The 24,068-nt window shown below is 71.3% G+C and carries 16 protein-coding genes, 5 tRNA genes and 1 pseudogene; 15 read left to right on the top strand and 7 right to left on the bottom strand.

Translation table 11 applies throughout. The annotated features are described in order from the left end of the window. Positions 1–61: 61 nt before the first annotated feature. Positions 62–934, top strand: a complete 873-nt coding sequence (locus ACFVGW_RS33165) for a hypothetical protein (RefSeq protein ID WP_385854562.1) — start codon at positions 62–64, stop codon at positions 932–934. 536 nt (positions 935–1,470) lie between these two features. Continuing rightward, positions 1,471–1,677, top strand: a complete 207-nt coding sequence (gene bldC / locus ACFVGW_RS33160) for a developmental transcriptional regulator BldC (RefSeq protein WP_003949541.1) — start codon at positions 1,471–1,473, stop codon at positions 1,675–1,677. A 333-nt stretch (positions 1,678–2,010) separates the two neighbouring features. On the opposite strand, the pseudogene ACFVGW_RS33155 reads toward bldC, so the two are convergent. The 3 genes and pseudogenes from ACFVGW_RS33155 to hrpA all read right to left on the bottom strand — a co-directional run. Further along, positions 2,011–2,178 (bottom strand): annotated as a pseudogene (locus ACFVGW_RS33155) (DUF6274 family protein); the annotation flags it as partial. Between the two features lie 137 nt (positions 2,179–2,315). Next, positions 2,316–2,389, bottom strand: a tRNA-Asp gene (locus tag ACFVGW_RS33150). Positions 2,390–2,475: 86 nt separating this feature from the next. After that, a complete protein-coding gene (hrpA, locus tag ACFVGW_RS33145; RefSeq protein WP_385854561.1) occupies positions 2,476–6,414 on the bottom strand; it encodes an ATP-dependent RNA helicase HrpA in 3,939 nt (1,312 codons plus the stop codon). 100 nt (positions 6,415–6,514) lie between these two features. On the opposite strand from hrpA, the gene ACFVGW_RS33140 reads away from it, so the two are divergent. From ACFVGW_RS33140 to ACFVGW_RS33130, 3 genes are read left to right on the top strand one after another with little or no spacing between them, the layout of a single operon-like run. Continuing rightward, a complete protein-coding gene (locus ACFVGW_RS33140; protein WP_385854560.1) occupies positions 6,515–6,952 on the top strand; it encodes a hypothetical protein in 438 nt (145 codons plus the stop codon). Between the two features lie 58 nt (positions 6,953–7,010). After that, positions 7,011–7,751, top strand: coding sequence for a DsbA family protein (locus ACFVGW_RS33135; protein WP_385854559.1), 741 nt, complete (start codon positions 7,011–7,013; stop codon positions 7,749–7,751). Then, complete coding sequence (locus ACFVGW_RS33130; RefSeq protein WP_383226522.1) at positions 7,748–8,578, top strand: cytochrome c biogenesis CcdA family protein; 831 nt, start codon at positions 7,748–7,750, stop codon at positions 8,576–8,578. Before ACFVGW_RS33135 ends, ACFVGW_RS33130 begins: the two co-directional genes overlap by 4 nt. 108 nt (positions 8,579–8,686) lie before the next feature. Here the strand turns inward: ACFVGW_RS33130 and ACFVGW_RS33125 are convergent. The 3 genes from ACFVGW_RS33125 to ACFVGW_RS33115 all read right to left on the bottom strand — a co-directional run bounded on the left by ACFVGW_RS33125 (position 8,687) and on the right by ACFVGW_RS33115 (position 8,968). After that, positions 8,687–8,760: transfer RNA gene (locus ACFVGW_RS33125), tRNA-Phe, on the bottom strand. A 22-nt stretch (positions 8,761–8,782) separates the two neighbouring features. Continuing rightward, positions 8,783–8,856: transfer RNA gene (locus tag ACFVGW_RS33120), tRNA-Asp, on the bottom strand. Between the two features lie 39 nt (positions 8,857–8,895). Further along, positions 8,896–8,968: transfer RNA gene (locus ACFVGW_RS33115), tRNA-Glu, on the bottom strand. A 104-nt stretch (positions 8,969–9,072) separates the two neighbouring features. On the opposite strand from ACFVGW_RS33115, the gene ACFVGW_RS33110 reads away from it, so the two are divergent. From ACFVGW_RS33110 to ACFVGW_RS33100, 3 genes are all read left to right on the top strand, one after another. Next, positions 9,073–9,423: a metallopeptidase family protein gene (locus ACFVGW_RS33110; protein ID WP_352189716.1), complete on the top strand. Its 351-nt coding sequence runs from the start codon at positions 9,073–9,075 to the stop codon at positions 9,421–9,423. A 297-nt stretch (positions 9,424–9,720) separates the two neighbouring features. Further along, entirely contained in the window at positions 9,721–10,254 is a 534-nt protein-coding gene (locus ACFVGW_RS33105; protein ID WP_383226524.1) for a hypothetical protein, read from the top strand. Positions 10,255–10,454: 200 nt separating this feature from the next. Beyond that, a complete protein-coding gene (locus ACFVGW_RS33100) occupies positions 10,455–12,686 on the top strand; it encodes a DEAD/DEAH box helicase (RefSeq protein WP_385854558.1) in 2,232 nt (743 codons plus the stop codon). Positions 12,687–12,808: 122 nt separating this feature from the next. Here the strand turns inward: ACFVGW_RS33100 and ACFVGW_RS33095 are convergent, their stop codons facing one another. Next, positions 12,809–14,707 carry a VWA domain-containing protein gene (locus tag ACFVGW_RS33095; RefSeq protein WP_385854557.1) on the bottom strand — a complete coding sequence of 633 codons (1,899 nt, stop codon included), beginning with the start codon at positions 14,705–14,707 and terminating at the stop codon, positions 12,809–12,811. Between the two features lie 587 nt (positions 14,708–15,294). Here ACFVGW_RS33095 and ACFVGW_RS33090 point away from each other — a divergent pair. The 7 genes from ACFVGW_RS33090 (at position 15,295) to ACFVGW_RS33060 (ending at position 23,983) form a co-directional block, all read left to right on the top strand. Then, positions 15,295–18,462, top strand: coding sequence for an FG-GAP-like repeat-containing protein (locus ACFVGW_RS33090; RefSeq protein ID WP_385854556.1), 3,168 nt, complete (start codon positions 15,295–15,297; stop codon positions 18,460–18,462). 115 nt (positions 18,463–18,577) lie between these two features. Continuing rightward, positions 18,578–18,650 (top strand) — tRNA-Lys (locus tag ACFVGW_RS33085). A gap of 720 nt (positions 18,651–19,370) precedes the next feature. Continuing rightward, positions 19,371–20,741 carry a nitroreductase family protein gene (locus ACFVGW_RS33080; protein WP_385854555.1) on the top strand — a complete coding sequence of 457 codons (1,371 nt, stop codon included), beginning with the start codon at positions 19,371–19,373 and terminating at the stop codon, positions 20,739–20,741. A gap of 5 nt (positions 20,742–20,746) precedes the next feature. Next, positions 20,747–22,237 carry a class I adenylate-forming enzyme family protein gene (locus tag ACFVGW_RS33075; protein ID WP_385854554.1) on the top strand — a complete coding sequence of 497 codons (1,491 nt, stop codon included), beginning with the start codon at positions 20,747–20,749 and terminating at the stop codon, positions 22,235–22,237. 27 nt (positions 22,238–22,264) lie between these two features. Next, positions 22,265–22,528: a phosphopantetheine-binding protein gene (locus ACFVGW_RS33070; protein ID WP_385854553.1), complete on the top strand. Its 264-nt coding sequence runs from the start codon at positions 22,265–22,267 to the stop codon at positions 22,526–22,528. After that, positions 22,521–23,237 carry a dihydrodipicolinate reductase C-terminal domain-containing protein gene (locus ACFVGW_RS33065; RefSeq protein ID WP_385854552.1) on the top strand — a complete coding sequence of 239 codons (717 nt, stop codon included), beginning with the start codon at positions 22,521–22,523 and terminating at the stop codon, positions 23,235–23,237. Before ACFVGW_RS33070 ends, ACFVGW_RS33065 begins: the two co-directional genes overlap by 8 nt. After that, positions 23,234–23,983 (top strand): class II aldolase/adducin family protein, encoded by a 750-nt coding sequence (locus ACFVGW_RS33060; RefSeq protein WP_385854551.1) that lies wholly within the window; start codon positions 23,234–23,236, stop codon positions 23,981–23,983. Before ACFVGW_RS33065 ends, ACFVGW_RS33060 begins: the two co-directional genes overlap by 4 nt. The last annotated feature ends 85 nt before the right edge of the window (positions 23,984–24,068 follow it).

Raw genomic sequence — 24,068 nt, 5'->3', positions numbered from 1 at the left:
CGGAACGCGGAGATCTGTGCTCAACGGCACTCCCGGAGTAGCTCCGTGGAAGGATCGCGACATGTCGGTCGCCTCTTCGGTCCTCGTCCCGTACGCCTCCTATCTGCGGGTCTACGAACCGCTCGGGGCCTTTCCGGAGCCGGAGCGGGGGCACTGGGCGCGGTACGCGGGGCGGGCGGAGACGCCGACGGCGCAGGACGAGCTGCGCCGCTCGCTGGCGGATCTGCTGCCGACCCCGCCGGTGCCCGTGCCGGTCCACGAGAGCGGGGACGCCTTCGTGGCGCATGTCGACGGGGTGGTCGTGGTCTGTCCGTGGCGGACCAGGCTGCGGGGCTGGCTGGCCCTGGAGGAGCTGGGGCGGGCCCGGGACGCCGACCCCGCGCGGTCGCTGCCGGGGCCTGTGCTCGACGCGATGCTGCCGCCGGTGGTGCGCGCCCAGGTGGCGGCGGATCACGAGCGCTGGCGGGAGCGGAACCCGGACGCCCGCCCGTGGATCCGCACGGCGGTCTGGCAGGTGCCGGTGCGCTGGTTCACCCTCTTCGCCGACGAGGAGCGGGAGTACGAGCCGGGGGACCCGGAGCGGGGCGCGGCGCCGGTCCTGCGGTACCGGACGCCGATGGTGCAGGCGCGGCGGCGGCTGGCGCGGGCGCTGAAGACGCTGCGGGAGTCGATCGACGAGGGGCCGATGACGGAGGGGCTCGTCGAGATCGGCCGGTGGCTGGAGGAGTTCCATCCGCGGGCGCTCGTGGAGCTGGACTACGGCGGTCTGGTGCACGTGCTGTCGCCGGAGCGGCTCGCGGCGGACCGGTCGGCGGCCGACGCGGCCGAGGGGGTCGCGGCGCTGCGGGACGGTGACGGGGAGGGCGCGGGGGAGGCGTACGGCCGGCTCGCCGAGCGATGGCGTGCCGTCCGCAACCTGCAGTTCGCCAACTGACCATCGACAGGACACGTCCGGCTGATGTAAATGATCATTGAGCGTCTTGGGGCTTCGGTGTGCCGGCGTGAGGATGTCGGTGAGTTCGCGACGGGACGTAGGTCCCGATCCGGGCCTTTGGCTCAAGCGTGACGGATCGCACTTACTGCACCCTTGCGTCCATCGCCCACCCTCGTGCCAAAATAGGACAAGGAGTCCGGGGAGGGTTCCTTCCGTCCAACTTTGGGCGGAACGCTCAGCATTGCACTCTATGGGGGGTCTGAGGACTCCTGATCGCTCTGTGACTGATCGTCACAGTGGCGTGACTGTCCGTTATGGCATGGTCCATCGACTTCCGCCGCTGATGAACACCTGCGAGGGCAATTCCATCGGTTTGGCCGACGTGGCTGGACGGATGGTGTAGTTGTAGTGCCGAGGACAAGCCGTTCGTCCTATAACCGACTCGGCCCGCTTCTGCCATTTCGGGCAACGCGGGTCAAGGTGCAGAATTTAGAGGAAAGAACCGAGAAGGTTCGGTTCTCCCGAGGAGGCCGCTCATGACCGCTCGCACCCCTGATGCCGAGCCGCTGCTGACCCCCGCCGAGGTTGCCACGATGTTCCGTGTCGACCCGAAGACGGTGACCCGTTGGGCGAAGGCAGGCAAGCTCACGTCCATCCGCACGCTGGGTGGACACCGCCGCTACCGCGAGGCTGAGGTCCGCGCCCTGCTCGCGGGCATTCCGCAGCAGCGCAGCGAGGCCTGAGGTACGCGCAACACCCAGTAACACCGGGCAATTCCGGGTCCCCCAACCTGGACCGCCCACCCAAGCTCTGCCGACGGGCGCCTGCCCCAACAGGCTCTTCGTCATCGATCGCGCTGGACTCCGCCGGGTCCAGCGCGATCTTTTTTGTGCCGGCTCACAGGCCTCGAAGAGTGGTGCAATTGCACATATTAAATGGGGCCGGTGTAGGGAGGGTGTAAAAGCGGGGAGTGATGAAACTCTTTCGGTGACTCCCGTCACACCGGCGAAGTCTTGCCAAGGAACAGCCTGCCACTCCCTCGGAAGCCCTCAACCCGCCGTTGGTCATGGGCCGGTGGGACTTTCGTCCTCCTCGCGCTCCAGCTCGATGGCGAGCGCCAGGAGGCGATGACAGACCGAACAGTGCCGGGTGAGGTGCCCGAAGCGCGACGCGGCCGCCAGATGGGCGCGCAGCAGGGCTCGTATCGCGTGTCTCGACTCACGTGCTGCGGATGCCGCGGCCATGCGCGACCACCTCCTGTGGGCCCCCGATTCCCTGATGTCTGGGGTACCGGCGGCCGGTGGGCGGCGTCAATACACCGGACCGCAACGACGGAGACACGCGAAAGGCCCGCACCGAGCGGTGCGGGCCTTTCTGAAAGCGATCCTGACGGGACTTGAACCCGCGACCTCCACCTTGACAGGGTGGCGAGCTAACCAACTGCTCCACAGGACCTTGCTGCAGCCGTTCGTGGGGCTGCGAGGAAGACTGTACAGCAGGTCAGACGGTCTGGTCGAACCGGCGCAAGGCGACACCCCCCGTCAGGGCGCGAGAGCGTCGATCGCCTTCACGATCCGCTTGTCCGAGACCGGGTACGCCGTGCCCAGCGCGTGCGCGAAGTAGCTGACCCGGAGCTCCTCGATCATCCAGCGGACGTCCGTGACCTCCTTCGGCACGGGCCGCCCCTTCGGGAGCTGTTCGAGCAGCCAGGCGTACTCGTCCTGCATCTCGTGGACCTTCTGCATACGGGTGGTGTCCCGCTGCACGCCCGTCGGCATCTGCTGGAGCCGGCGGTCCACGGCCACCAGGTAGCGCATCAGGTCCGGCAGTCGCCGCAGGCCCGTCCTGGTGACGAAGCCCGCCGGCATCAGCCACGCCAGCTGCTCGCGCACGTCCGTGAGGTTCTCGATGAGCGCCAGGCTGTTCGTGGCCTTCAGGCGGCGCTCACAGGCCTGCCAGGCGGCCAGGATCTGCTGGACCTGGCCCACCGTGCGGACGGTCGTGTCGACGAGGTCGGCGCGGACCTTGTCGTACAGCTTCCGGAAGGACTCCTCGTCCCAGACCGGCCCGCCGTGGTCGGCGATCAGCTTGTCCGCGGCGGCGGTCGCGCAGTCGTCGAAGAGGGCCTGGATCGATCCGTGCGGGTTACGGGAGAGGGCGAGCTTCTGCTGGTTGGTCAGCTTGTCCGAGGCGAACTTCGCCGGGTTCACCGGGATGTTCAGCAGGATCAGCTTCCGCGTTCCCTGCCACATCGCCTGCGCCTGCTCGGCCTCCGTGTCGAAGAGCCGTACGGAGACGGTGTCGCCCGCGTCCACGAGCGCCGGGTACGCCTTGACCGGCTGGCCCGCCCGCCGGGTCTCGAAGACCTTCGTGAGCGTGCCGATCGTCCACTGCGTGAGCCCCGCGCGCTCCAGGGACTGCCCGGAGCCGTCAGGGCCGCTCGTGGCGGCCGCGGCGGCCTTGGAGAGGGCCTGGCGGGCCTTGGGGCGCAGCTTCAGCTTCAGCGCCTCCAGGTCCTTGTCCTCGGCCAGCTTGCGGCGCCGCTCGTCGACGATCCGGAAGGTGATCTTCAGGTGGTCGGCGATCCGGGACAGGTCGAAGTCGTCCGGCGACACCGGGACGCCGACCATCCGGTGCAGCTCGCGGGCGAGCGTCACCGTCAGCGGCTCCTGGAGGGGAACGGCCGAGTCCAGGAAGCGGGTCGCGAAGTTCGGCGCCGGCACGTAGTTGCGGCGGATCGGCTTCGGCAGCGAACGGATCAGCTCGGTGACGATCTCCTCGCGCAGGCCCGGGATCTGCCAGTCGAAGCCCTCGTCCGTGACCTGGTTGAGCACCTGCAGCGGGATGTGGACGGTGACACCGTCGGCGTCCGCGCCCGGCTCGAACTGGTACGTCACCCGGAACTTCAGCGGCCCCTGCCGCCAGGAGTCCGGGTAGTCGTCCTTCGTGACCCCGGCGGCCTTCTCGTTGATGAGCATCTCGCGCTCGAAGTCGAGGAACTCCGGTTCCTCGTGCCGCTTGTGCTTCCACCAGGAGTCGAAGTGCGCGCCGGAGACGACGTGTTCGGGGACTCGCTTGTCGTAGAAGTCGAAGAGCGTCTCGTCGTCGACGAGGATGTCCCGGCGCCGGGCACGGTGCTCCAGCTCCTCGACCTCGGTGAGCAGCTTGCGGTTGTCGGCGAAGAACTTGTGGTGCGTGCGCCAGTCGCCCTCGACGAGCGCGTTGCGGATGAACAGGTCGCGGGAGGCCTCGGGGTCGATCCGCCCGTAGTTCACCTTGCGGTCGGTGACGATCGGCACGCCGTAGAGCGTCACCTTCTCGATCGCCATGACGGCCGCCTGGTCCTTCTCCCAGTGCGGCTCGCTGTACGTCTTCTTGATCAGGTGCTGGGCGAGGGGCTCGATCCACTCCGGCTCGATCTTCGCGTTGACCCGGGCCCACAGCCGCGAGGTCTCCACCAGCTCGGCCGACATGACGAAGCGCGGGGGCTTCTTGAAGAGCGCCGAGCCGGGGAAGACCGCGAACTTGGCGCTGCGGGCGCCCAGGTACTCGTTCTTCGCGCCCTCCTTCACGTCCTTCATGCCGATGTGGCTCAGCAGGCCCGCGAGGAGCGAGGTGTGCACGGACTGCTCGGGGGCGTCCTCCTCGTTGAGGTGGATGCCCATCTGCTTGGCGACCGTACGCAGCTGGGCGTAGATGTCCTGCCACTCGCGGATGCGCAGGAAGTTCAGGTACTCCTGCTTGCACATCCGGCGGAACGAGCTGGACCCGCGCTCCTTCTGCTGCTCGCGGACGTAGCGCCAGAGGTTGAGGAAGGCGAGGAAGTCGCTGGTCTCGTCCTTGAAGCGGGCGTGCTGCTGGTCGGCCTGGGCCTGCTTCTCGGCGGGCCGCTCACGCGGGTCCTGGATGGAGAGCGCGGCCGCGATCACCATGACTTCCCGTACACAGCCGTTCCTGTCGGCCTCCAGGACCATCCGGGCCAGCCGGGGGTCGACGGGGAGCTGGGACAGCTTCCGGCCCTGCTGCGTGAGCCGCTTCTTCGGATCCTTCTCCGCGGGATCGAGGGCCCCCAGCTCCTGCAGGAGCTGCACGCCGTCGCGGATGTTGCGGTGGTCCGGCGGGTCGATGAAGGGGAACTTCTCGATCTCGCCGAGGCCGGCCGCGGTCATCTGGAGGATGACGGAGGCCAGGTTCGTCCGGAGGATCTCGGCGTCCGTGAACTCCGGGCGGGTGAGGAAGTCGTCCTCGGAGTAGAGCCGGATGCAGATGCCGTCGGACGTACGGCCGCAGCGGCCCTTGCGCTGGTTGGCGCTGGCCTGGCTGATCCGCTCGATCGGCAGGCGCTGCACCTTGGTCCGGTGGGAGTAGCGGGAGATGCGGGCGTTGCCCGGATCGATCACGTACTTGATGCCGGGGACGGTCAGCGAGGTCTCGGCCACGTTGGTGGCGAGGACGATCCGCCGGCCGCTGTGCGCCTGGAAGACGCGGTGCTGCTCGGCGTGGGAGAGGCGGGCGTAGAGGGGGAGCACCTCGGTGTTGCGGAGCTGCTTCTTCAGCAGCGCGTCCGCGGTGTCGCGGATCTCCCGCTCGCCGGAGAGGAAGACGAGGACGTCGCCCGGGCCCTCGGACTGGAGCTCGTCGACGGCGTCGCAGATCGCGGTGATCTGGTCCCGGTCGCTCTCCTCCGAGTCCTCTTCGAGGAGGGGCCGGTAGCGGACCTCCACCGGGTACGTCCGTCCGCTGACCTCGACGATCGGCGCGTCGCCGAAGTGGCGGGAGAAGCGCTCGGGGTCGATGGTCGCGGAGGTGATGACGACCTTGAGGTCGGGGCGCTTGGGCAGCAGCTGGGCCAGATAGCCGAGCAGGAAGTCGATGTTGAGGGACCGCTCGTGGGCCTCGTCGATGATGATCGTGTCGTACGCGCGCAGCTCGCGGTCCGTCTGGATCTCGGCGAGCAGGATGCCGTCGGTCATCAGCTTCACGAAGGTCGCGTCGGGGTTCACCTGGTCGGTGAAGCGGACCTTCCAGCCGACCGCCTCGCCCAGCGGGGTCTTCAGCTCGTCCGCGACGCGCTCGGCGACCGTGCGGGCGGCGATCCGCCGGGGCTGGGTGTGGCCGATCATGCCGCGGACGCCCCGGCCGAGCTCCAGACAGATCTTGGGGATCTGCGTCGTCTTGCCGGAGCCGGTCTCACCGGCGACGATCACGACCTGGTGGTCGCGTATCGCCTCCAGGATCACGTCCTTCTTCTGCGAGACGGGCAGCTGCTCGGGGTACGTGACCGCGGGCACGCGGGCGGCCCGCCCGTCGACGCGCTCCTTGGCCTTGCCGGCCTCGGCGGCGATCTCGTCCAGGACGGCCTCACGGGCCTCGGGCTTGCGGATGCGGCGGGCGCCCTCGAGGCGGCGGCCGAGCCGGTGGGCGTCCCGCAGCGAGACCTCGGCCAGGACGGACTGGAGGGCGGCGAAGGAAGTAGACATACGGAATCCAGGATCGCACCCCGGGCCGAGTACGGGCGAACCGATTTCCGCGCGGATGCGGCCCGTAATATTTCGGGCACGTCGAGCCGAGAGGTAGCCCGTGTCCAGCACAGCCCGCACCGTCCGCGCGCTCGCGGCGCTCGCCGCGCTGATGGGTGTGGTGTTCGGGCTCCTGGTGTGCGGGGCGGGCACGGCGAGCGCGTCGGCGGGTCCGGTGGCGGGCGCCTCGGAAGCGGCCCTCGCTGATGCCGCCGCGGCCGGGGCCGTGGAGGCCGGTGCTGCTGTGGCCGGGGCCGCGGAGGCGGGGGCCGGCCGGGTGCCCGGATGCGGCGAGGGCCACACCGCCGACGGGGCCGCCCGGCCCGCCACGCCTCCCCGCCCGAACGGCTTCGGGGAGCTGCTCCCCACGCTCGCCGGAGAGCGGGCGGCCGGCGGGCTCTGCGGCGCCGACCAGGTGATCCGCGAGCTGCTGCCGGGGCCCGAGCCGCCGGAGCTCGTACCGCCGTCTCCGGTGGAGCTGTCGATCCTGCGCGTGTAGAGGGCCGGACCGTCCCGTCGTCCGTCCCCTTCTCCCGCACGTCCAGGAGCCTTTCCGCATGTCCAAGTCCAAGCCGATCATGATCGTCTCCGGGGTGGCCCTCGCCGCCGCGCTCCTCGGGGTCGTCTCGTACACCGCCACCAGGCCCGCGTCCGAGGGCGCCGGGGGATCGTCGGCCGTCGCCGATGTCACCGCCGCCCCGGGCAACGGCGTCTACCCCGAGCTGGAGGCCTACGCCCGCCGCGACGCCTCCGACAAGCTGGCCCAGGGGCGGGCAGACGCGCCCGTGGTGCTGATCGAGTACGCCGACTTCAAGTGCGGCTACTGCGGGAAGTTCGCCCGCGACACCGAGCCCGAGCTGGTGAGGAAGTACGTCGAGAACGGCACCCTGCGCATCGAGTGGCGGAACTTCCCGATCTTCGGCGAGGAGTCGGAGGCGGCCGCCCGCGCGTCGTGGGCGGCGGGGCAGCAGGGCCGGTTCTGGGAGTTCCACAAGGCGGCGTACGCCGAAGGGGCCAAGGAGAAGGGCTTCGGCACCGAGCGGCTGAACGCCCTCGCGAAGGAGGCCGGCGTCCCGGACCTGGCGCGGTTCGCGAAGGACACGGACGGCGCGGAGGCCCGGTCGGCGGTGAGCAGGGACCAGGAGCAGGCGTACTCGCTGGGCGCGACCTCGACCCCGTCCTTCCTCGTCAACGGCCGTCCGATCGCGGGCGCGCAGCCGAGGGAGACCTTCACGGAGGCGATCGAAGCCGCGGCGAAGGCGGCGAGGACGCCGAAGGCTTCGCAGGGGAGCCGATGACCTCCGACATCGGCTATCTGGCCGCGTTCCTCGGTGGTCTCCTCGCCCTGCTGAGCCCGTGCAGCGCGCTGCTGCTCCCGGCCTTCTTCGCGTACTCGATCGACTCGACGAGCCGGCTCCTCGCCCGTACCGGAATCTTCTACGCCGGTCTGGCCACCACACTCGTCCCGCTCGGCGCGGCCGGGTCGTTCGCCGGGCGGCTCTTCTACGGCAACCGGGATCTTCTCGTGGCGCTCGGCGGCTGGACGATCATCGTCCTCGGCGTCCTGCAGATCCTCGGGATGGGGTTCGCCTCGCGCCGTATCGCCGAGGTCGGCGGCCGGATCCGCCCCACGACGGCGGTCTCCGTCTACGCCCTCGGCCTGGTCTACGGGCTCGCCGGCTTCTGCGCGGGCCCGATCCTCGGCAGCGTGCTGACGGTCGCGGCGCTGAGCGGCAGCCCGGCGTACGGCGGTCTGCTGCTCGCGGTGTACGCGCTGGGGATGGCGGTGCCGCTCTTCCTGCTGGCGCTGCTCTGGGACCGGTACGAGCTGGGCCGGCGCCGCTGGCTGCGCGGGCGCACGGTCCGGGCGGGCCGCTTCGAGCTGCACACGACGTCGCTGCTCTCGGGGCTGTTCTTCGTGCTGCTCGGCACGCTCTTCCTGGCCTTCGACGGCACGACGGCGCTGCCGGGGCTCCTCTCGGTGGACGAGTCGTTCGCGGTGGAGGAGCGGGTGGCGTCGCTGGGCCGTTCGGTGCCCGACTGGGCGCTTCTGGTGGTCGTCGTCGCGGTGGTGGCGGTGGTGCTCGCGGTACGGGGGTGGCGCGGCAGGCGCAGCGCGGCCTGAGGGGCGGGGGTGCCCGGTGCCCGGTCGAGGGGCCGGGCACCCCCGTGCCGCCCCTGCCTCCCGGGACACGAAGAAGGCCCCGTTCTTTCGAACGGGGCCTTCTCTTTGTGGCTGGGGCCGGGGTCGAACCGGCGACCTATCGCTTTTCAGGCGATCGCTCGTACCAACTGAGCTACCCAGCCACGAGACTGTTTCCAGCCTCAGCGATCCTGACGGGACTTGAACCCGCGACCTCCACCTTGACAGGGTGGCGAGCTAACCAACTGCTCCACAGGACCTTGCGATGTGCGAGCACTAGTCTCGCACAGGATGTTGCGTGCCCCCAACGGGATTCGAACCCGTGCTACCGCCTTGAAAGGGCGGCGTCCTGGGCCACTAGACGATGAGGGCTAGGGGCTCACCTGCGCGCTTCTCAGCGCGTCGGGGACGTGAGAAGCATATGGGATACCGGCCGCTATCGCCAAAACGGTTTCGCCTGGGGGGACAATGGCCGAGTGCTGGAGATGACGCGTGAGGAGTTCGAGGAGCTTGTCGCCGAAGCCCTGGACCGGATCCCGCCGGAGCTGACGCGGCTGATGGACAACGTCGCGGTGTTCGTCGAGGACGAGCCCGCGCCGGACGACCCGGAGCTGCTCGGGCTGTACGAGGGGACTCCGCTGACGGACCGGGGTGAGTGGTACGCGGGGGTGCTGCCGGACCGGATCACGATCTACCGGGGGCCGACGCTGCGGATGTGCGAGTCGCGCGAGGACGTGGTCGAGGAGACCGAGATCACCGTCGTGCACGAGATCGCCCACCACTTCGGCATCGACGACGAGCGGCTGCACGCGCTGGGCTACGGCTGACGGCGGGAGGCTGACGGCGGGCGCTGACGGCCTGGGGCCCCGGAGCCCCCTGGGGCCCGGGGCCTTGGGGTCCTTGGGGCCCGGGTCATGGGTCGGCGGCGGGCAGGTGGTTGCCGTGCGGGCGTGTCCCTTGCGGCGCAAAGGGAGTTGGGAAGGCAGGCACGTTCCACCGCCTGCCCTTCCCCGCCGTTCCCGCCCTGTGTCCTGGAGGTGCCCTCCGTGCGCCAAATGCCCCACCGCGTGAGATGGGCCGCCACCGCGTTGGCGGTCGCCGCCTGTGCCGGTCTGAGCGGCTGCATGAGTGTGAGTGACGAGGGCGCGAAGCCGGCGCCGAGCAAGTCCGCCGGGAAGCAGGACGGTGTGGCGGCCGAGACCGGCGGCGGCCTCGGGGTCTCCTCGGGCGGGCGTGGCGGGACCGGCCGGGCCGCGGCCGGGGTGAGCGGCCCCGACGCGGACGGTGAGGGCGAGGAGTCGCCGGTGCCGAGCGGCTCGCCGTCGGTCTCCGGGAAGCCGCCCGCCGACCCGCCGACGGGCGGGGGCGGCGGGACCGTGCCGAAGCCGGGCGGCCAGATGCCCGGCGAGGCGGGCGGGGGCGCGGGCTGGCCGAGCGAGCCCGCCGGCGAGCCCAGCCCGCCGGTGGACCCGCCGGATCCCTCGCCCACGCCGACCGAGGAGCCGAGCCCGGAGCCGAGCCCGGAGCCCACGCCCGGCCCCTCCGACTCGCCGACCGCGAGCCCCGGGGCCGACACCCACATGGGTGCGATGAGGGCGGCGGACGGGCCGGGAGGCCCGGTGGAGCCGGAGGCATCGCCGCAGGTCGGACCGGTGTGACGGAGTCCGGTTTGCCATAGGTGGGGGAGGGTGCGTATGGTGGTAGATCGTTTGATCCCATTGCCCGGCGCCGACACAGAAGAGCGCCGCGTGGCGCGTACTCTCCCTAGCCGTGGCTGGACCGCATTGAGGCGGTCGATTTGCGAATTTCACGGAGTTGACGGGCGCGTGCCGAGACTCCGGAAGGTTTCGCATTTCGCATGTCCATTTTCAGTTCTGACCACGCCGTCATGCCCGAGAACGACGAGATCGTCGAGGCCGTCGAGGCCACCGAGATCGTCGAGACCGAGGCGTCCGACGTCACCGAGGCCGCCGAGGCCGAGTCCTCCGAGCCCACCATCACCTTCGCCGACCTGGGCCTGCCCGAGGGCGTCGTGCGCAAGCTCGCGCAGAACGGCGTGACCACCCCCTTCCCGATCCAGGCGGCGACCATCCCGGACGCCCTGGCCGGCAAGGACATCCTCGGCCGTGGCCGTACCGGCTCCGGCAAGACTCTCTCCTTCGGCCTGCCGACGCTGGCCCAGCTGGCCGGCGGCCACACCGAGAAGAAGAAGCCCCGCGCGGTCATCCTCACCCCGACCCGTGAGCTCGCGATGCAGGTCGCGGACGCCCTCCAGCCGTACGGCGACGTGCTCGGCCTGAAGATCAAGGTCGTCTGCGGCGGTACGTCCATGGGCAACCAGATCTACGCCCTGGAGCGCGGCGTCGACATCCTCGTCGCCACCCCGGGCCGTCTGCGCGACATCATCAACCGCGGCGCCTGCTCCCTGGAGAACGTCCAGGTGGCGGTCCTCGACGAGGCCGACCAGATGTCCGACCTGGGCTTCCTGCCCGAGGTCACCGAGCTGCTCGACCAGGTCCCCGAGGGCGGCCAGCGCATGCTCTTCTCCGCGACCATGGAGAACGAGATCGGCACGCTGGTCAAGCGCTACCTGAACAACCCGGTCAGCCACGAGGTCGACAGCGCCCAGGGCAACGTCACGACCATGTCGCACCACGTCCTCGTCGTGAAGCCGAAGGACAAGGCGCCGGTCACGGCCGCCATCGCCGCCCGCAAGGGCCGCACGATCATCTTCGTCCGCACCCAGCTGGGCGCCGACCGCATCGCCGAGCAGCTCGTCGAGGCCGGCGTGAAGGCCGACGCGCTGCACGGCGGCATGACGCAGGGTGCCCGTACCCGCGTCCTCGCGGACTTCAAGGACGGCTACGTCAACGCGCTGGTCGCCACCGACGTCGCCGCCCGCGGTATCCACGTCGACGGCATCGACCTGGTCCTGAACGTGGACCCGGCGGGCGACCACAAGGACTACCTGCACCGCTCTGGCCGTACCGCCCGTGCCGGCCGTTCGGGCGTCGTGGTCTCCCTGGCCCTGCCGCACCAGCGCCGTCAGATCTTCCGCCTGATGGAGGACGCGGGCGTCGACGCCTCGCGTCACATCGTGGGCGGCGCGGGCGCGTTCGACCCGGAGGTCGCCGAGATCACCGGTGCGCGTTCGCTCACGGAGGTCCAGGCCGACTCCGCGAACAACGCCGCCAAGCAGGCGGAGCGCGAGGTCGCCGATCTCACCAAGCAGCTGGAGCGTCTGACGCGCCGCGCCGCCGAGCTCCGCGAGGAGGCTGACCGTCTGGTCGCCCGTTCCGCGCGTGAGCGGGGCGAGGACCCGGAGGCCGCTGTCGCCGAGGTGACGGAGGCCGCCGAGGCCGAGGTCGCCGCGGCCGTGGTCGCGTCCGAGCCGGTCCAGGAGCGCCGCGAGGAGCAGCGCCCGGCGTTCCGCGACGAGCGGGGCAACTACGAGCGCCGTGACCGTGGTGGCGACCGCGGCGACCGTGGCGGTTTCCGTCGCGACGACCGCCGTGACGACCGCGGTGGCTTCCGTCGTGACGACCGTGGCGGCCGTTCCTTCGAGCGTCGCGACAACGACCGTCCGTCGGGTGGCTTCCGCCGGGACAACGACCGTCGTGACGACCGTGGCGGCTTCCGCCGTGACGACCGTCCCTCGGGCGGCTTCAACCGTGACGACCGTGGCGGCCGTTCCTTCGAGCGTCGCGACAACGACCGTCCCTCCGGCGGCTTCCGCCGTGACGACCGTCCGTCGGGCGGCTTCAACCGTGACGACCGTGGCGGCCGTTCCTTCGAGCGCCGCGACAACGACCGTCCGTCGGGTGGCTTCCGCCGTGACAACGACCGTCGTGACGACCGTGGCGGCTTCCGTCGCGACGACCGCCCCTCCGGCGGCCACCGCGGCAGCGACCGTCCGTTCAACCGCGACCGCCGCGACGACCGTCCCTCGGGCGGCTTCCGCTCGGGTGGCGGCGACCGCCCCTACGGCCGTCGTGACGACCACCGCGGCGGCGACCACCGCGGCACCGGCTCGACGGGCGGCTCCTTCGGCCGCCGCGACGACAAGCCGCGCTGGAAGCGCAACGGCTGACCTGGCCTAACACGCTGAGCAAGCCTTGAGCAGGGCCCGTACGACACCTCGGTGTCGTACGGGCCCTGTCGCGTTCTGCGAACCCGTCCGGACGCGTTCGCAGAACGCGTCCGGACCTGGTGTCAGGCCGCTCCGCGGCGCCTCAGTGCGTAGAAGGTGATGCCGCCGAGCAGGAGGACTCCGGCGCCGATGCCGAGCGGCAGCGCGAGCCTGCCCACGAGCGACTCGTCGTCCTTCGCGGCGGCCGTCGTGCCGTCGGTCCCGCCCTTCTCGTCCGTTCCGCCGGTCCCCTCCTGGCCGCCCCTCCCGTTCGTGCCGGGCGGCGAGGCGCCCTGGGCGGTGTCGTCACCGAAGGAGAACACCGGGGTGTCCGAGGAGCGCGGCGTGCCGGAGACGTCCACGGTCAGCGAGATCGGTACGACGATGCCCTTCGCCTCGTCGCTCGGCTCGGCGACCTGTGCCTGGATGTAGTACGTGCCGGGCACGTCGTATCCCTTGGAGTCGGAGCTGCTCCCGTCGCCAGGGTCGGTGATCTCCCCGGGCCCGCAGACCCGCTCGATGTGCCCGCGCCTGCCCGTCAGGAGCTCGGTGGAGTCGTGCTTCTCGTTGCACTGCGTCACATCGCGCTTGGCGTTGTAGATGTCGAGGTTCCACCCGGTGGTGCCGGAGTTGGGGAAGTCGGTCGGGATGTCCACGCCGGCCTTGACCGTCAGTTTCTGACCCGCCTTCACCTCCACCCGCCAGAAAGGGGCCTCGCCGACGGCGATGGACTGCCGGTGGGTGCCCGGTCCGATCGGGGTGGCGCTGTTGAAGGAGAAGCCGCCTTCGGCGTCGGCCCCGGTGCGCGGCTCGGGAGTCCGCGCGCCGGCTTCCTGGGTCGCCTTGTCGGCGATGCCGACGAGGAGTTCGACGGGCATCGGCTTGTCGCCGGACCGGGTCACGTCGTTCTCGACCATGATGCAGCCGATGTCGTTCGGCGCGGGCTTCTCGTTGCCCGCTCCGGGCTTGCTGCGGCCGCCGGTGGTGATGATGTTCGCCCACCCCATCGACTGGTCGAACTCCCGCAGCCACTCGCGGGGTTCGCCGTCTCCCGGAGGGCCGGCGGCGACGGTGATGATGGAGCCGCGCCCGTACCCCTCCTCGGCGACGGCGGTGGCGCTCACCTGGAGCCGCTGGTCCGGCCGCTTCTTGACCTTGTAGTAGAGGTCGCGTCCGCCGGTGAACTTGTCCAGGTACTGGCCGGGCGTGACCAGCGGAGCGTCCTGGCAGCCGTTGAGGGAGCCGTCGACGGGCTTGCCGGTGGCGTGGTAGGTCCGCCACCCCTTGCGGAACAGGGTGCCGAGATTGGCGGTCAGCGAGTCGGCGTCCTCGGCGTCCGCGTACGACCCGTCGGTCACGTCGGCGATGCACTTCAGCTGCGCACGTGCCGAGGAGGGGGTCCGGAACCCGACCACGTCCACGGCGAGGTCGACGCCCTGCGCCTTGAGTTCGCGGGCCACCTCGCACGGAGGCGGCGGCGCGCAGGTGTCCTCACCGTCCGAGACCAGGACGATGCGGCGCTTGCCGCTGGTGCCGAGGTCCTTGGCGGCTTCGCGGAGCGAGACGCCGATCGGTGTGAACCCGACCGCCTTGAAGCCCGCGACCTGCTTCTTGGCGTCGGCACGCGCCGGCTGGTCCATCGGCGTGACCGGCAGGACCTGCTGGGTGTCGGCGCAGCCCTTCTTCTTGTCCTTTCCGGGGTACGTGGCGCCGTAGACGCGCAGTCCCAGCGGGGCCTGTTCGGGGGCGGTGTCGATGATCCGGGTGACCGCCTGCTTGGCGGCGGCGAGCCGGGTCTGACCGCCGGCGTCGTTCGCGTTCATCGACCCGGACAGGTCGAGCACCAGGTCGATCCGGGCAGGCTCGGGAGTCTCGGGTGCCGCGGGAGAGGCGCTCGCGGTCGCCACCGGCGACAGGAGCGCGCCGAGCGTCAGCACGGCAACAGCGGCGAGCACGCGTCGTCGGCGTGGTCTCGGATGCATGAAGGTGATCTCCAGGGGTGGTGGCTGCCGGGCGCCTTGGCAGGTGCCGGTCAGGTACAGGCGCTCGGGGGACGGTGGAACGTGTGCGTGGGCCGGCACCGGCGGAGCGGCCGTCGCGCCGGCCGGACCTTCGGGCCCTGTGGGGTCCCGTCGGTCCGAACCGCTGTGCCGGGCAACGGATTTGTGTGCGTGCCGAACTCGATTCAATCGACGATGAGCAGATGCGAATGGTTCCGCGAACCCGAAAGTTGGCGTAGAACTGGCCTCTTTGTCGAGGCGGAGGAGGCGATTCGTTCCGATCGCAACCGCGATCGGGTCGTCTGTCGGCACCTGGGCGGGCGGAAATCGCCGACGTGCGGCCGGTCGTGTTCGGATCCCGTGCAGGTCCCGTTCGCGTCCCGTACCCCGGATGGCCGGCGACCGGGCACCGGGCCGTTGAACGGGTTCGAATCGAGCTGCCGGGCCGGCGTGGCTGCTGTTAATGTCGGTGCTGGTGACATGGGTGGGGAGCGTCGGCCAGGGGGCCCGGCGCCGTGATAGTCCGCCCTGTTCTCTCATCTTTCAGGATTCCCGGGGAGGGACCCTTCTTGCCACGCTCTTCACGCGCGCGTGACCGCCGCGCGGGTATGGCCGTCCTGGCCGCAGCACTCGTCGCCTCGGTGATCGGCGCGACACCGGCCACCGCCGTACCGACCGCCGTACCGAACGCCGTGCCCGCCGCCGTCGCGCCCGGTGACCAGCTCGACATCACGCCCAACTGGCGGACCGTGCCCCGGCAGGCGACGGTGAGCGCCGTCAGCGCCGGCGGGTACGTGCACGAGACCGAGGACTCCGACGAGCACTTCGGCGGTGAGCGCCACTGGACCGACTTCGCGACCGGGGAGACCGTGTCCCTCGGGTACGGCTCCGGCAACCCGTCCTTCGCCGAGGCCGGTGTCGGCGGGCGGTACGCCTACGTCGAGCGCGGCGCCGGCAACCACTACCTCCGCGACCTCGCGACCGGCACCGAGCAGTCGCTGGCGATGCCGCGCGACGCGAGCTACCGGGGTCTGCTCGGCGACACCCTGCTCTTCCAGCAGTACGAGTCCGAGGAGTCGTCGCAGACGACCACCGGCTACTACCTGCGGCGCGCCGGGGACGCGACGGGGACCAGGATCCCCGTGACCGGCTTCCCCGAGGGCGCCAACCTGCACATGGCGCGGCTCGTCGCGGGCGACGACACCGCGGCGGTGCTCCGCTTCGGCCGGTCCGCCGACTCGTACGACCTCACCGACCTCGGCGTCGTCGACCTGCGGACCGGGCAGATGACGGTGATCGAGGCGCCGACCTCCGCCGGGGCGAGCATCCTCGTCGCGCCGGTGGCCCTGAGCGCCGACCGGATCGCGTGGGTCGACCGCGACCGCACGGTGCACCTGCGTGAGCGGTCCGCCCTGAACGGCGCCGAGCGGACCTTCGCCCTGCCCGAGGGCCTCGGCACCGCCCGTATCGGACTGGTCGGCGACTGGGTCCTCGCCGTCGGCGAGGCCACCGGCACCGGCGCCTCGCTCACACGGCCCCTGGTCGCGCTGGCTCCCGACGGCCGCTCGCAGACGCTCCTGGAGAAGGCCGAGCCCGAGCTCAACCAGATCGTCGGCGGGGTCGGTGCGGCCGTCGTCGGCGGCACCTCGGCCACGGACTGGTCGCTGCTGAAGGCCGTTCCCGGCAAGGGTGACGGCGCACCGGTCCTGGAGAAGCTGCACCGCGTCGCGCCGCTCGCGCGCGAGGTGCAGTCGCTCGCCCTCGGCGCCGGCCGCCTCTCCACCCTGGAGCGGGACGGACAGCTGGGCCGCGGCTTCTTCGCCCGGACGCTGCCGGTCGGCCCGCTGCACACCGGCCAGTCCGAGCCCGTCGCCGCCGGGTCCGAGGAGCGGCTGGAGAGCACGACGCCGCTGTTCGACTCCGGTGACGGCCGCACGGTCCACCTGGCCCGCGGCACGTCCGGCATGGAGGTGGTCGGGCGGCGCTCCGCGAAGGAGACGACGCGGGCCGCCACGGGCAAGAACTCCGGCCGGCTGGCCGACGCGTCCGGCCGGTGGGCGGTCTTCCAGGGTGGGCGGCCGAGCATCCCCGGCGACCTGGTCGCGGGCGAGGAGACCCTCGTCGTGGACCTGGACGCGGCCCCCGGGCAGGCGTCCGTCGTCCGGAGGCAGCCGCAGACGGCGGCCGCCCTGCGGGGCGACACGCTCTTCACCGGTACGGACACGGCGGGCCAGGTGTCCCGTACGGACCTGTCCACGGGCAAGGATCTCGGGACGATCGCGACCGGCGCCACCTGCAAGGCGACGGAGCTTCAGGTGGCGGGCCGCTGGCTGTACTGGTCCTGCGCCCAGTTCACCGCCCAGGGCGTCGTCGACCTCCAGAAGGGCACGAAGGTCGCGCTGCCCAGGGGCTCGTACAGCGGTGGCCTGCTGGGTGACGGTTTCGTCGTGGACCAGGGCCCCGGCTCGTACCTCCGGCTGACCGACTTCCACACCGGTACCGCCGCCGCGCCCCGCACACTGGTGGACTCGGCCCCCGTCCAGGGCGCGCGCCGTGAGGCGTGGACCGTGGACCGCTTCGGCGGCGCGGTGGCGTACAAGGACGCCCAGAACCTCGTCCACGCCGTGTGGACCGGTGTCCCCGCCTCCGACCTGACGGCCGTCTCGGCGAAGGCGCCGGCGACCGCGCGGGCGACGGACGGCTGGACGGCGGCCTGGTCGCTGTCGAAGCCGGCGTCGTACTGGGAGCTGACGCTGCGCCGGAAGGTGTCGGGCGCGGTGGTCCGCACGTACGGCGGCCAGGAGACGCGCGGCCGGATCGCCGTCGCCTGGGACGGCAAGGACTCCGCGGGCCGGCTCGTCACCGACGGCACCTTCACCTGGACGCTGACCGCCAACACGGCCGACGGCGAGGGCCAGGACCTGACCGCCACGGGCGCGCTCTCCGTGACCGGCGGCCGGGTGCTGGGGTGGCGGGACATGGCCGGGGACGACGGCTTCGGCGATCTGCTGGTGATGGACCCGGCGGGTCTCGTGTCGCTCTACAAGGGCAACGGCTCGGGCGGTCTGGCCGCGCGGACCAACGGCACCGGTGCCGCGTTCCCGACCACGGCGCTCCTGGTGCCGGCCGGGGACATGACCGGTGACGGCTGCAACGACGTGTACGGGCGGGTCGGCGACGAACTGCGCATGTACCGGCCGGGCTGCGGGGCGGTCGTCGCGGACTCCTCGCCGTACACGGTGGTCGGCAGGGGCTGGGGCCAGTACGACGTGCTGACGTCGTCCGGTGATGTGAACGGCGACGGCCGGGTCGATCTGATCGCCCGCCAGAAGTCGACCGGTGACATGTACTTCTACCCGGGCACGGAGGGCAGTGCTCTGGGTTCCCGGGTCAAGATCGGTACGAACTGGAAGCTGTACGGGAAGATCACGGGTGCCGGTGACCTGAACGGGGATGGGCGGGGCGATCTGCTCGGCCTGGACGCGTCGGGTGTGCTGTGGCGGTACTACGGGACCGCTTCGGGTGGCGTGACGGCGCGGGTGAAGGTCGGCGCCGGCTGGGGCGCGTACACCTCCCTCGTCGGTGTCGGCGACCTCACCGGCGACAAGCGCGCGGAGCTGCTCGCGCGCGACACCTCGGGCAGGCTCTGGCGCTACACGAACCAGGGCAACGGCCAGTACGCGGCCCGCGCGCTGATCGGGACGGGCGGCTGGTCCGCCTTCAAGGCCCTCTACTGACCCACCCCGTGGGGCCCGCCCGCCGCCCCGGGCGGGCCCCACGCAGACGGGGCCGTGTCGGATACCCGATCGGCTCCGGCGATCGATGCGGCTATGCTCGGGTGTGTTGTGCCGAGGGCCGTTAGCTCAATTGGCAGAGCAGCGGACTTTTAATCCGTTGGTTGTGGGTTCGAGTCCCACACGGCCTACGTACGACAGGGGAGGGGAGACCCTCCGCCCTGCGGGAAGCGCCCCGCCCGGTTTCGACCGGGCGGGGCGCTTCGTCGTGTGCGGGGGCGGCCGGGCCGGCACCGCGGCACCCGAAGGTGTGAGGCGACCTCCTGGGGCGGTGTCCGCGGTGTCCGCGGTGCGTACCGGCGCTGCGGATCGGTGTCCGATTTATTGTGTTCGCCGGGGCGTTCGGACTTATTCAACAGCCTTGCTTTTCTAATGGTCTTGACCAATACCCGAGGGGCTTGGCAGGCTGGAATGGCCGTAACCGATCATGCGTTCTCGTGCGCGAGGCGTTCCATCGGATACGTGTCATATTCCGAGACAGGGGGCCGGATGGGAAAGCGCTCGCCGTGGTCGGCGCAGCAGTGTGGGTGCCAGTAGGTCGCATCACCCTTCTCGCGATCCGAGAACGCATCAGTGCCTGGTCGGAGGCGCTTTAAGTCCTGCAGGGGTTCCGTGGGGGATCGTTGCGCGCCCGTATGGGGGTGCGCCCCTGCATTTCTTCGTCATGCATGAGATTCGCAAGAATTCGTTGCGGGCTGTGCTGCCTTGCCATGCATTTTTTCCGTGGCCTGTCAGAGAATAGGAGGCTTGCGTCAGACGTGCAAGGAAAACAGATCACACACAAAGCCGTCTCCGTCGCATACGCACCCGAGCCCGAATCCTCGGGCCGTATCAATGATCTATGGGCACGGGTGGCCCTTCCGGCGGCCGCGCCCGAGCCGGCCGCCGAGCCCGTGGTGGCACCCGGTCTGCGCCTTGCCCTGTCGCTGCTGGAGGAGGGCGTGCTGACCAGCCGCGCCAACCGTTCCTGCGGTTCGTACGTGGCGCGGGCGGTTCCGTCCGCCGGGGCGGTGTACCCGTACGAGTTCGCCGTCCTCGTCATGGAGAACGGTGCGCCGGCCGCCTTCCGGATCGACACCGACCGTCGTACCTGCGCCCGGCTGGCCGTCGGCGCGCGCGTCACCGCCGCGCTGGACGACTCCGTGCTGGCCGTTCCGGAGGACGGCGGCGCTCTGGTGGTCACGCTCACCCGGCCCTGGCTCTCCATGCGCAAGTACGGGGACCGCGGCTACCTCTACACCCAGCTCGACGCGGGGCACGCGGCCGGGAACCTCTTACTCGCCGCTGCCGGCCGTGGCGCCACGGGGGCGCTTCGGCTGCGCTTCCCGAGGGAGTCCCTCTCGGAGTTGCTGGAGGCGGACGAGAACTGCCGTGAGATCCACTCCGCGACCCTGGTGCCCGCCGGCGCGGCGGGCGAGGTGTGGACCCGCTGGACCGTGCACGACGAGACCGACCGGGAGCTGCGCGGTTCCACCTGGCGGTCGTGGCTGGAGACCACCTGCTGGGACTCCGTCGCCGCGTGGCCCGAACACTCCGGCTCCCCGAGCCTCCACTCCGTACCCGCACCGCTCACCCGGATCCGCACCGACCGGCGACTGTCCGACGGACAGCACGGATTGGGTGACCCGTCCGGATGGCCGGAACTGATCGCGACCCGCTCCTCCAGCAAGGCGTTCACGGGCGAACCCGTCGCCGCCGACGCCGTCTGGCAGGCCGTCTCCGCACTCTCGACGCCGCTGGCGACCGACCTCCCCGAGACCTCCCCGCTCTCCGCGACCCTGGTCCTGCGGTCCACCACGGACCCCGAGCGGGACGCCGTGTACCGGCTGCGGACCGGCGAGCGACAGCCGGAACGGCTCCCGTCCACCGACGAGGTGGCCCGTGCCTGCATGCAGCAGCGCGCCCTCGCCGGGGCCTCCGCCGTCCTCCTGCTCCATGTGCCGCGTACCTCGCTCGCCGGGGCCGACTCGGCCGCCGGTGCCGAGAACCTGCGCGAACTCGGCTTCCGCTGCGGCGCCTTGGGGCAGCTTCTCTACCTCGGGGCGAACGGCGCGAAGGTCGGGGTGACCGCGATCGGCGGCTTCGACACACCGCTCTGGCGCACGCTGACCGGGCTGCCGGAGGACGACGAGATCCTGTACGCCCTGCTGCTCGGCTCCCCGGACGACTCGGGCATCAAGTTCGACCGGCTCGCCATGGCGCACGCGCAGAACGAGCGGTGAGCCCGATGACCGCCGTACTTCCCGGCCTCTTCACCGACGTCCTCGCCCGCCACGGCGAGCGCGTCGCGGTCACCGACGCCGACGGTTCGCTCGGATACGCCGAACTCGCCGACCGGGCCCGTGCCGCCGCGGACCGGCTCGCCCGGTACGCGGTGCCGGGCGAGCGGCTGCGCGTGGGGCTCTACGCCACCAACTCCGCCGACTACGTGGTCGGTCTGCTGGGCACGCTGTTCGCCGGCGGGGTGCCCTTCCTGGCCGACTCTGCCTTCGGCCCGTACGACCTGCAGCGGATCGCCGAGGACTGCGGCCTCGATCTGCTGGTCCACGCCCCGGGCGCCGACGTCTCCACCGTCGTGGCGGAGACCCTCGACGGCGACGGCGACGGCGACGGCGACGGCGACGGCGATGGCGACGGCGACTGCGCGTTCGGCGGCCTCGCGGTCGGCCGGGTGCGCCGCTCCGAGGTTCCCCGGCCCCGGCTCCTCGACGACACCGAGGTGTGCCGCTTCACGTCCGGCTCCACCGGCCGGCCCAACTGCATCGAGTTCTCCGGCGCGGCCGTGTCCGCGGCCGCGGCCAACTGGGTGAAGGGAACCGGCCTTTCGGCCGACGACCGGATCGCCTGCTTCGCCGCGCTCTCCAACGGCCTGGCGTTCAACACCTCCCTGCTGGCCGCCTTCCTGCCGGGTGCCTCCCTGCACCTGTCGACCGGTCTGCCGACCGCCTCCCGGGTCGTACGGCTCCTGGAGAGCACCGAGGCGACGCGACTGGTGGCGTTCCCGGCCCTGTACGAGTCGATCGTGCGCCGCTCCCCGAGGGAGGGCTTCGGGGCCGTCCGTACCGCGATCTCCTCCGGCGCCCCGCTGCGCGAGACCGTGCGCCAGGAGTTCACACGGCTCACCGGCGTCCCGATCCACAACTACTACGGCGTCGCCGAGACCGGTCCGCTGACCTACGCCCCCGACGGGGCGGGCAGCGGGCTCGGGGCTCCGCTGCCCGGTGTGCGGCTGCTCGCGGAGGAGCAGGGCATCCGGGTCAGGAGCGAGTCGATGGGGTCGCGGTACCTCAACGCTCCCGGCGTCTTCGAGGAGCGTGTCGATGCCGAGGGGTATTACCGGACCGGCGACCAGGGCCATCTGCTGGACGGCGCGCTGCACCTGACCGGCCGCACGAGCCGGATGGTCAACGTGGGCGGCCGCAAGATCGACCCGATCGAGGTCGCCGACGTCCTGCGCACGGCCGCCGGGGTGCTGGACGCGGTCGCCTTCGAGGCCGAGAACCAGCACGGTGAACCGACCCTGGCGGCCGTCGTCGCCGTCGCCGCCGTCGAACCCGGTGTGACCGCCCAGTCCCTGCGCGCCCACTGCGCGGCGACGCTCCCCTCGTTCAAGGTGCCCGGAATCCTCCGGCTGGTGGACCGCATTCCGGCGAACTCGATCGGCAAGCCGTCCGTCGAGCGCCTGCGGCGCCTGCTCGCCGAGCCCCAGAGCAACTGAATCCCTCCTCGAGACACAGGAACTCCCATGGACAGCACCGCGCTCCGCACCAAGATCCTCGACCTGGCCGTCGCCGCCGGGGACGGCAGCGTCTCCGCCGCCGAACTCGCCGCCGCGAACTACTCGCTGCGCGACGTCGGCTACTCCTCGCTCTCGTACATGCGCCTGATCGACAGCATCGAGAACGAGGTCGGCGTCTATCTGGACCCGGAGGCCGACATCGCGCACTACGAGAGCATCGACTCCGTCACGGCCCTGGTGGTCGCGAGCGGGGTGGGCGCCGATGCCTGACGAGGCGGTGGGCGGCGGTCCCACGATCGGGATCGTCGGGCTCGGGCGGCTCGGATCGGCCCTGCGGGCGGTCTGCGAGGCCGACGGTACGAGGGTCTCGCTCACCGCCTCCCGCCGCGCCGGCTGGTCCGCCGAGGCGGTGCCCGACGTGCTCGTCGACGCCAGCGCCCCCGAGGCGCACGCCGACGTGCTCGACTTCTGCGCCAGCCATCGCGTACCGCTCATCGCCTGCGTCTCCAACCTCACCGACACCCAGTGGAAGGCGCTGGAGGAGCTGGCGGACGTGGTGCCGGTGGTCCGGGCCACCAACCTCTCCTTCGCCCACTACCTCCAGGTCCGCATCGCCGAGTTCACCGCCGGCCTCGCCACGGGCCGGTTCGGCACGACCACCACCGTCCGGGAGCGGCACCCGCTCGGCAAGGCGCACCGTCCGAGCGCCACCGCGCTGGCGCTCGCGGACACCTGGGCGGGGGCGAGCGGCCGGGCGGTGGCCGACATCGCCGACGAACGGGCGGGACTGCCCGTGAGCGAACACGAGGTGACCCACACCTGGGACGGCGAGGCGCTGCACGTCCGGCACCACGTCGGCAGCTGGACCGTGCCGGCCCGGGGCGCGCTGGCGGCCGCCGACTGGGCCCGCGCCGCGACTCCCGGCCTGGTCACCATGCGCAACGTCTACGACGACCTGACAGCGAGGAACACGACATGAGCACCGATGAACCGCGGCCGCTGAACCCGGCCGAGAGCCGGCTCGTCCTCCAGGTGGCGATCGGCGCCCGGATGCTGTCCCTCGACGGGCACGACGACTTCAACCAGGGCCAGATCTCCGCCCGGATACCGGGCCGGGACGAGTTCTTCATCAAGGGCGCGCTGGTCGGCTTCGACGAGGCCGCGCCGGCGGACGTGATCCGCTGCCCGGTGGACCACACCCTGCCCGCGCCACCGCTGGCACCGCCGGAGCTGCCGCTGCACCAGGCCATCTACCGGGCCCGCCCGGACGTCAACGGCATCGTCCACAGCCACGCGCCGTACACCCTGCTGTTCGGTGCGACGGATCTGCCGATGCGGCCGGTCTCGCACGACGGCGCCTACTTCCGCGACCGGATCGGCCTCTTCACCGAGACCAGCAACACGGTCCTGGACATCGAGACCGGTGAGCACATCGCGAAGGACCTCGACGGGCACCCGGCGGTCCTGCTGCGCAACCACGGCGGAGTGATCGTCGGCAAGAGCGTGCGGCACGCGTCCGTCTTCGCGCAGGTGCTGGAACGGGCCTGCCGCCTCCAGCTGACCGCCGAGAGCACCGGCGTTCCCTACACCTGGTCCACCGAGCAGGACGTGGCCGCCAAGCAGGACTTCATCTACGCCGACCTCTCCGTCCGCTCGTACTGGGACTACGCCGTCCGCCGGGTCGGCCGGCACTGGCCGGAGACCCTCGACTGGGGCCGTCTCTGACCGCGGGCCGTCTCTGACCGCGGGCCGTCTCTGACCCGCAGGCGGCTGCCGACCGCCCGGCGTCACCGGCCCGCACGCCGTCACG

Origin of the sequence: Streptomyces sp. NPDC127129 (assembly GCF_042671585.1) — a bacterium.
In the GTDB taxonomy this organism is placed as follows: Bacteria; Actinomycetota; Actinomycetes; order Streptomycetales; family Streptomycetaceae; genus Streptomyces.
This window is presented reverse-complemented; position numbering and strand designations above follow the sequence as displayed.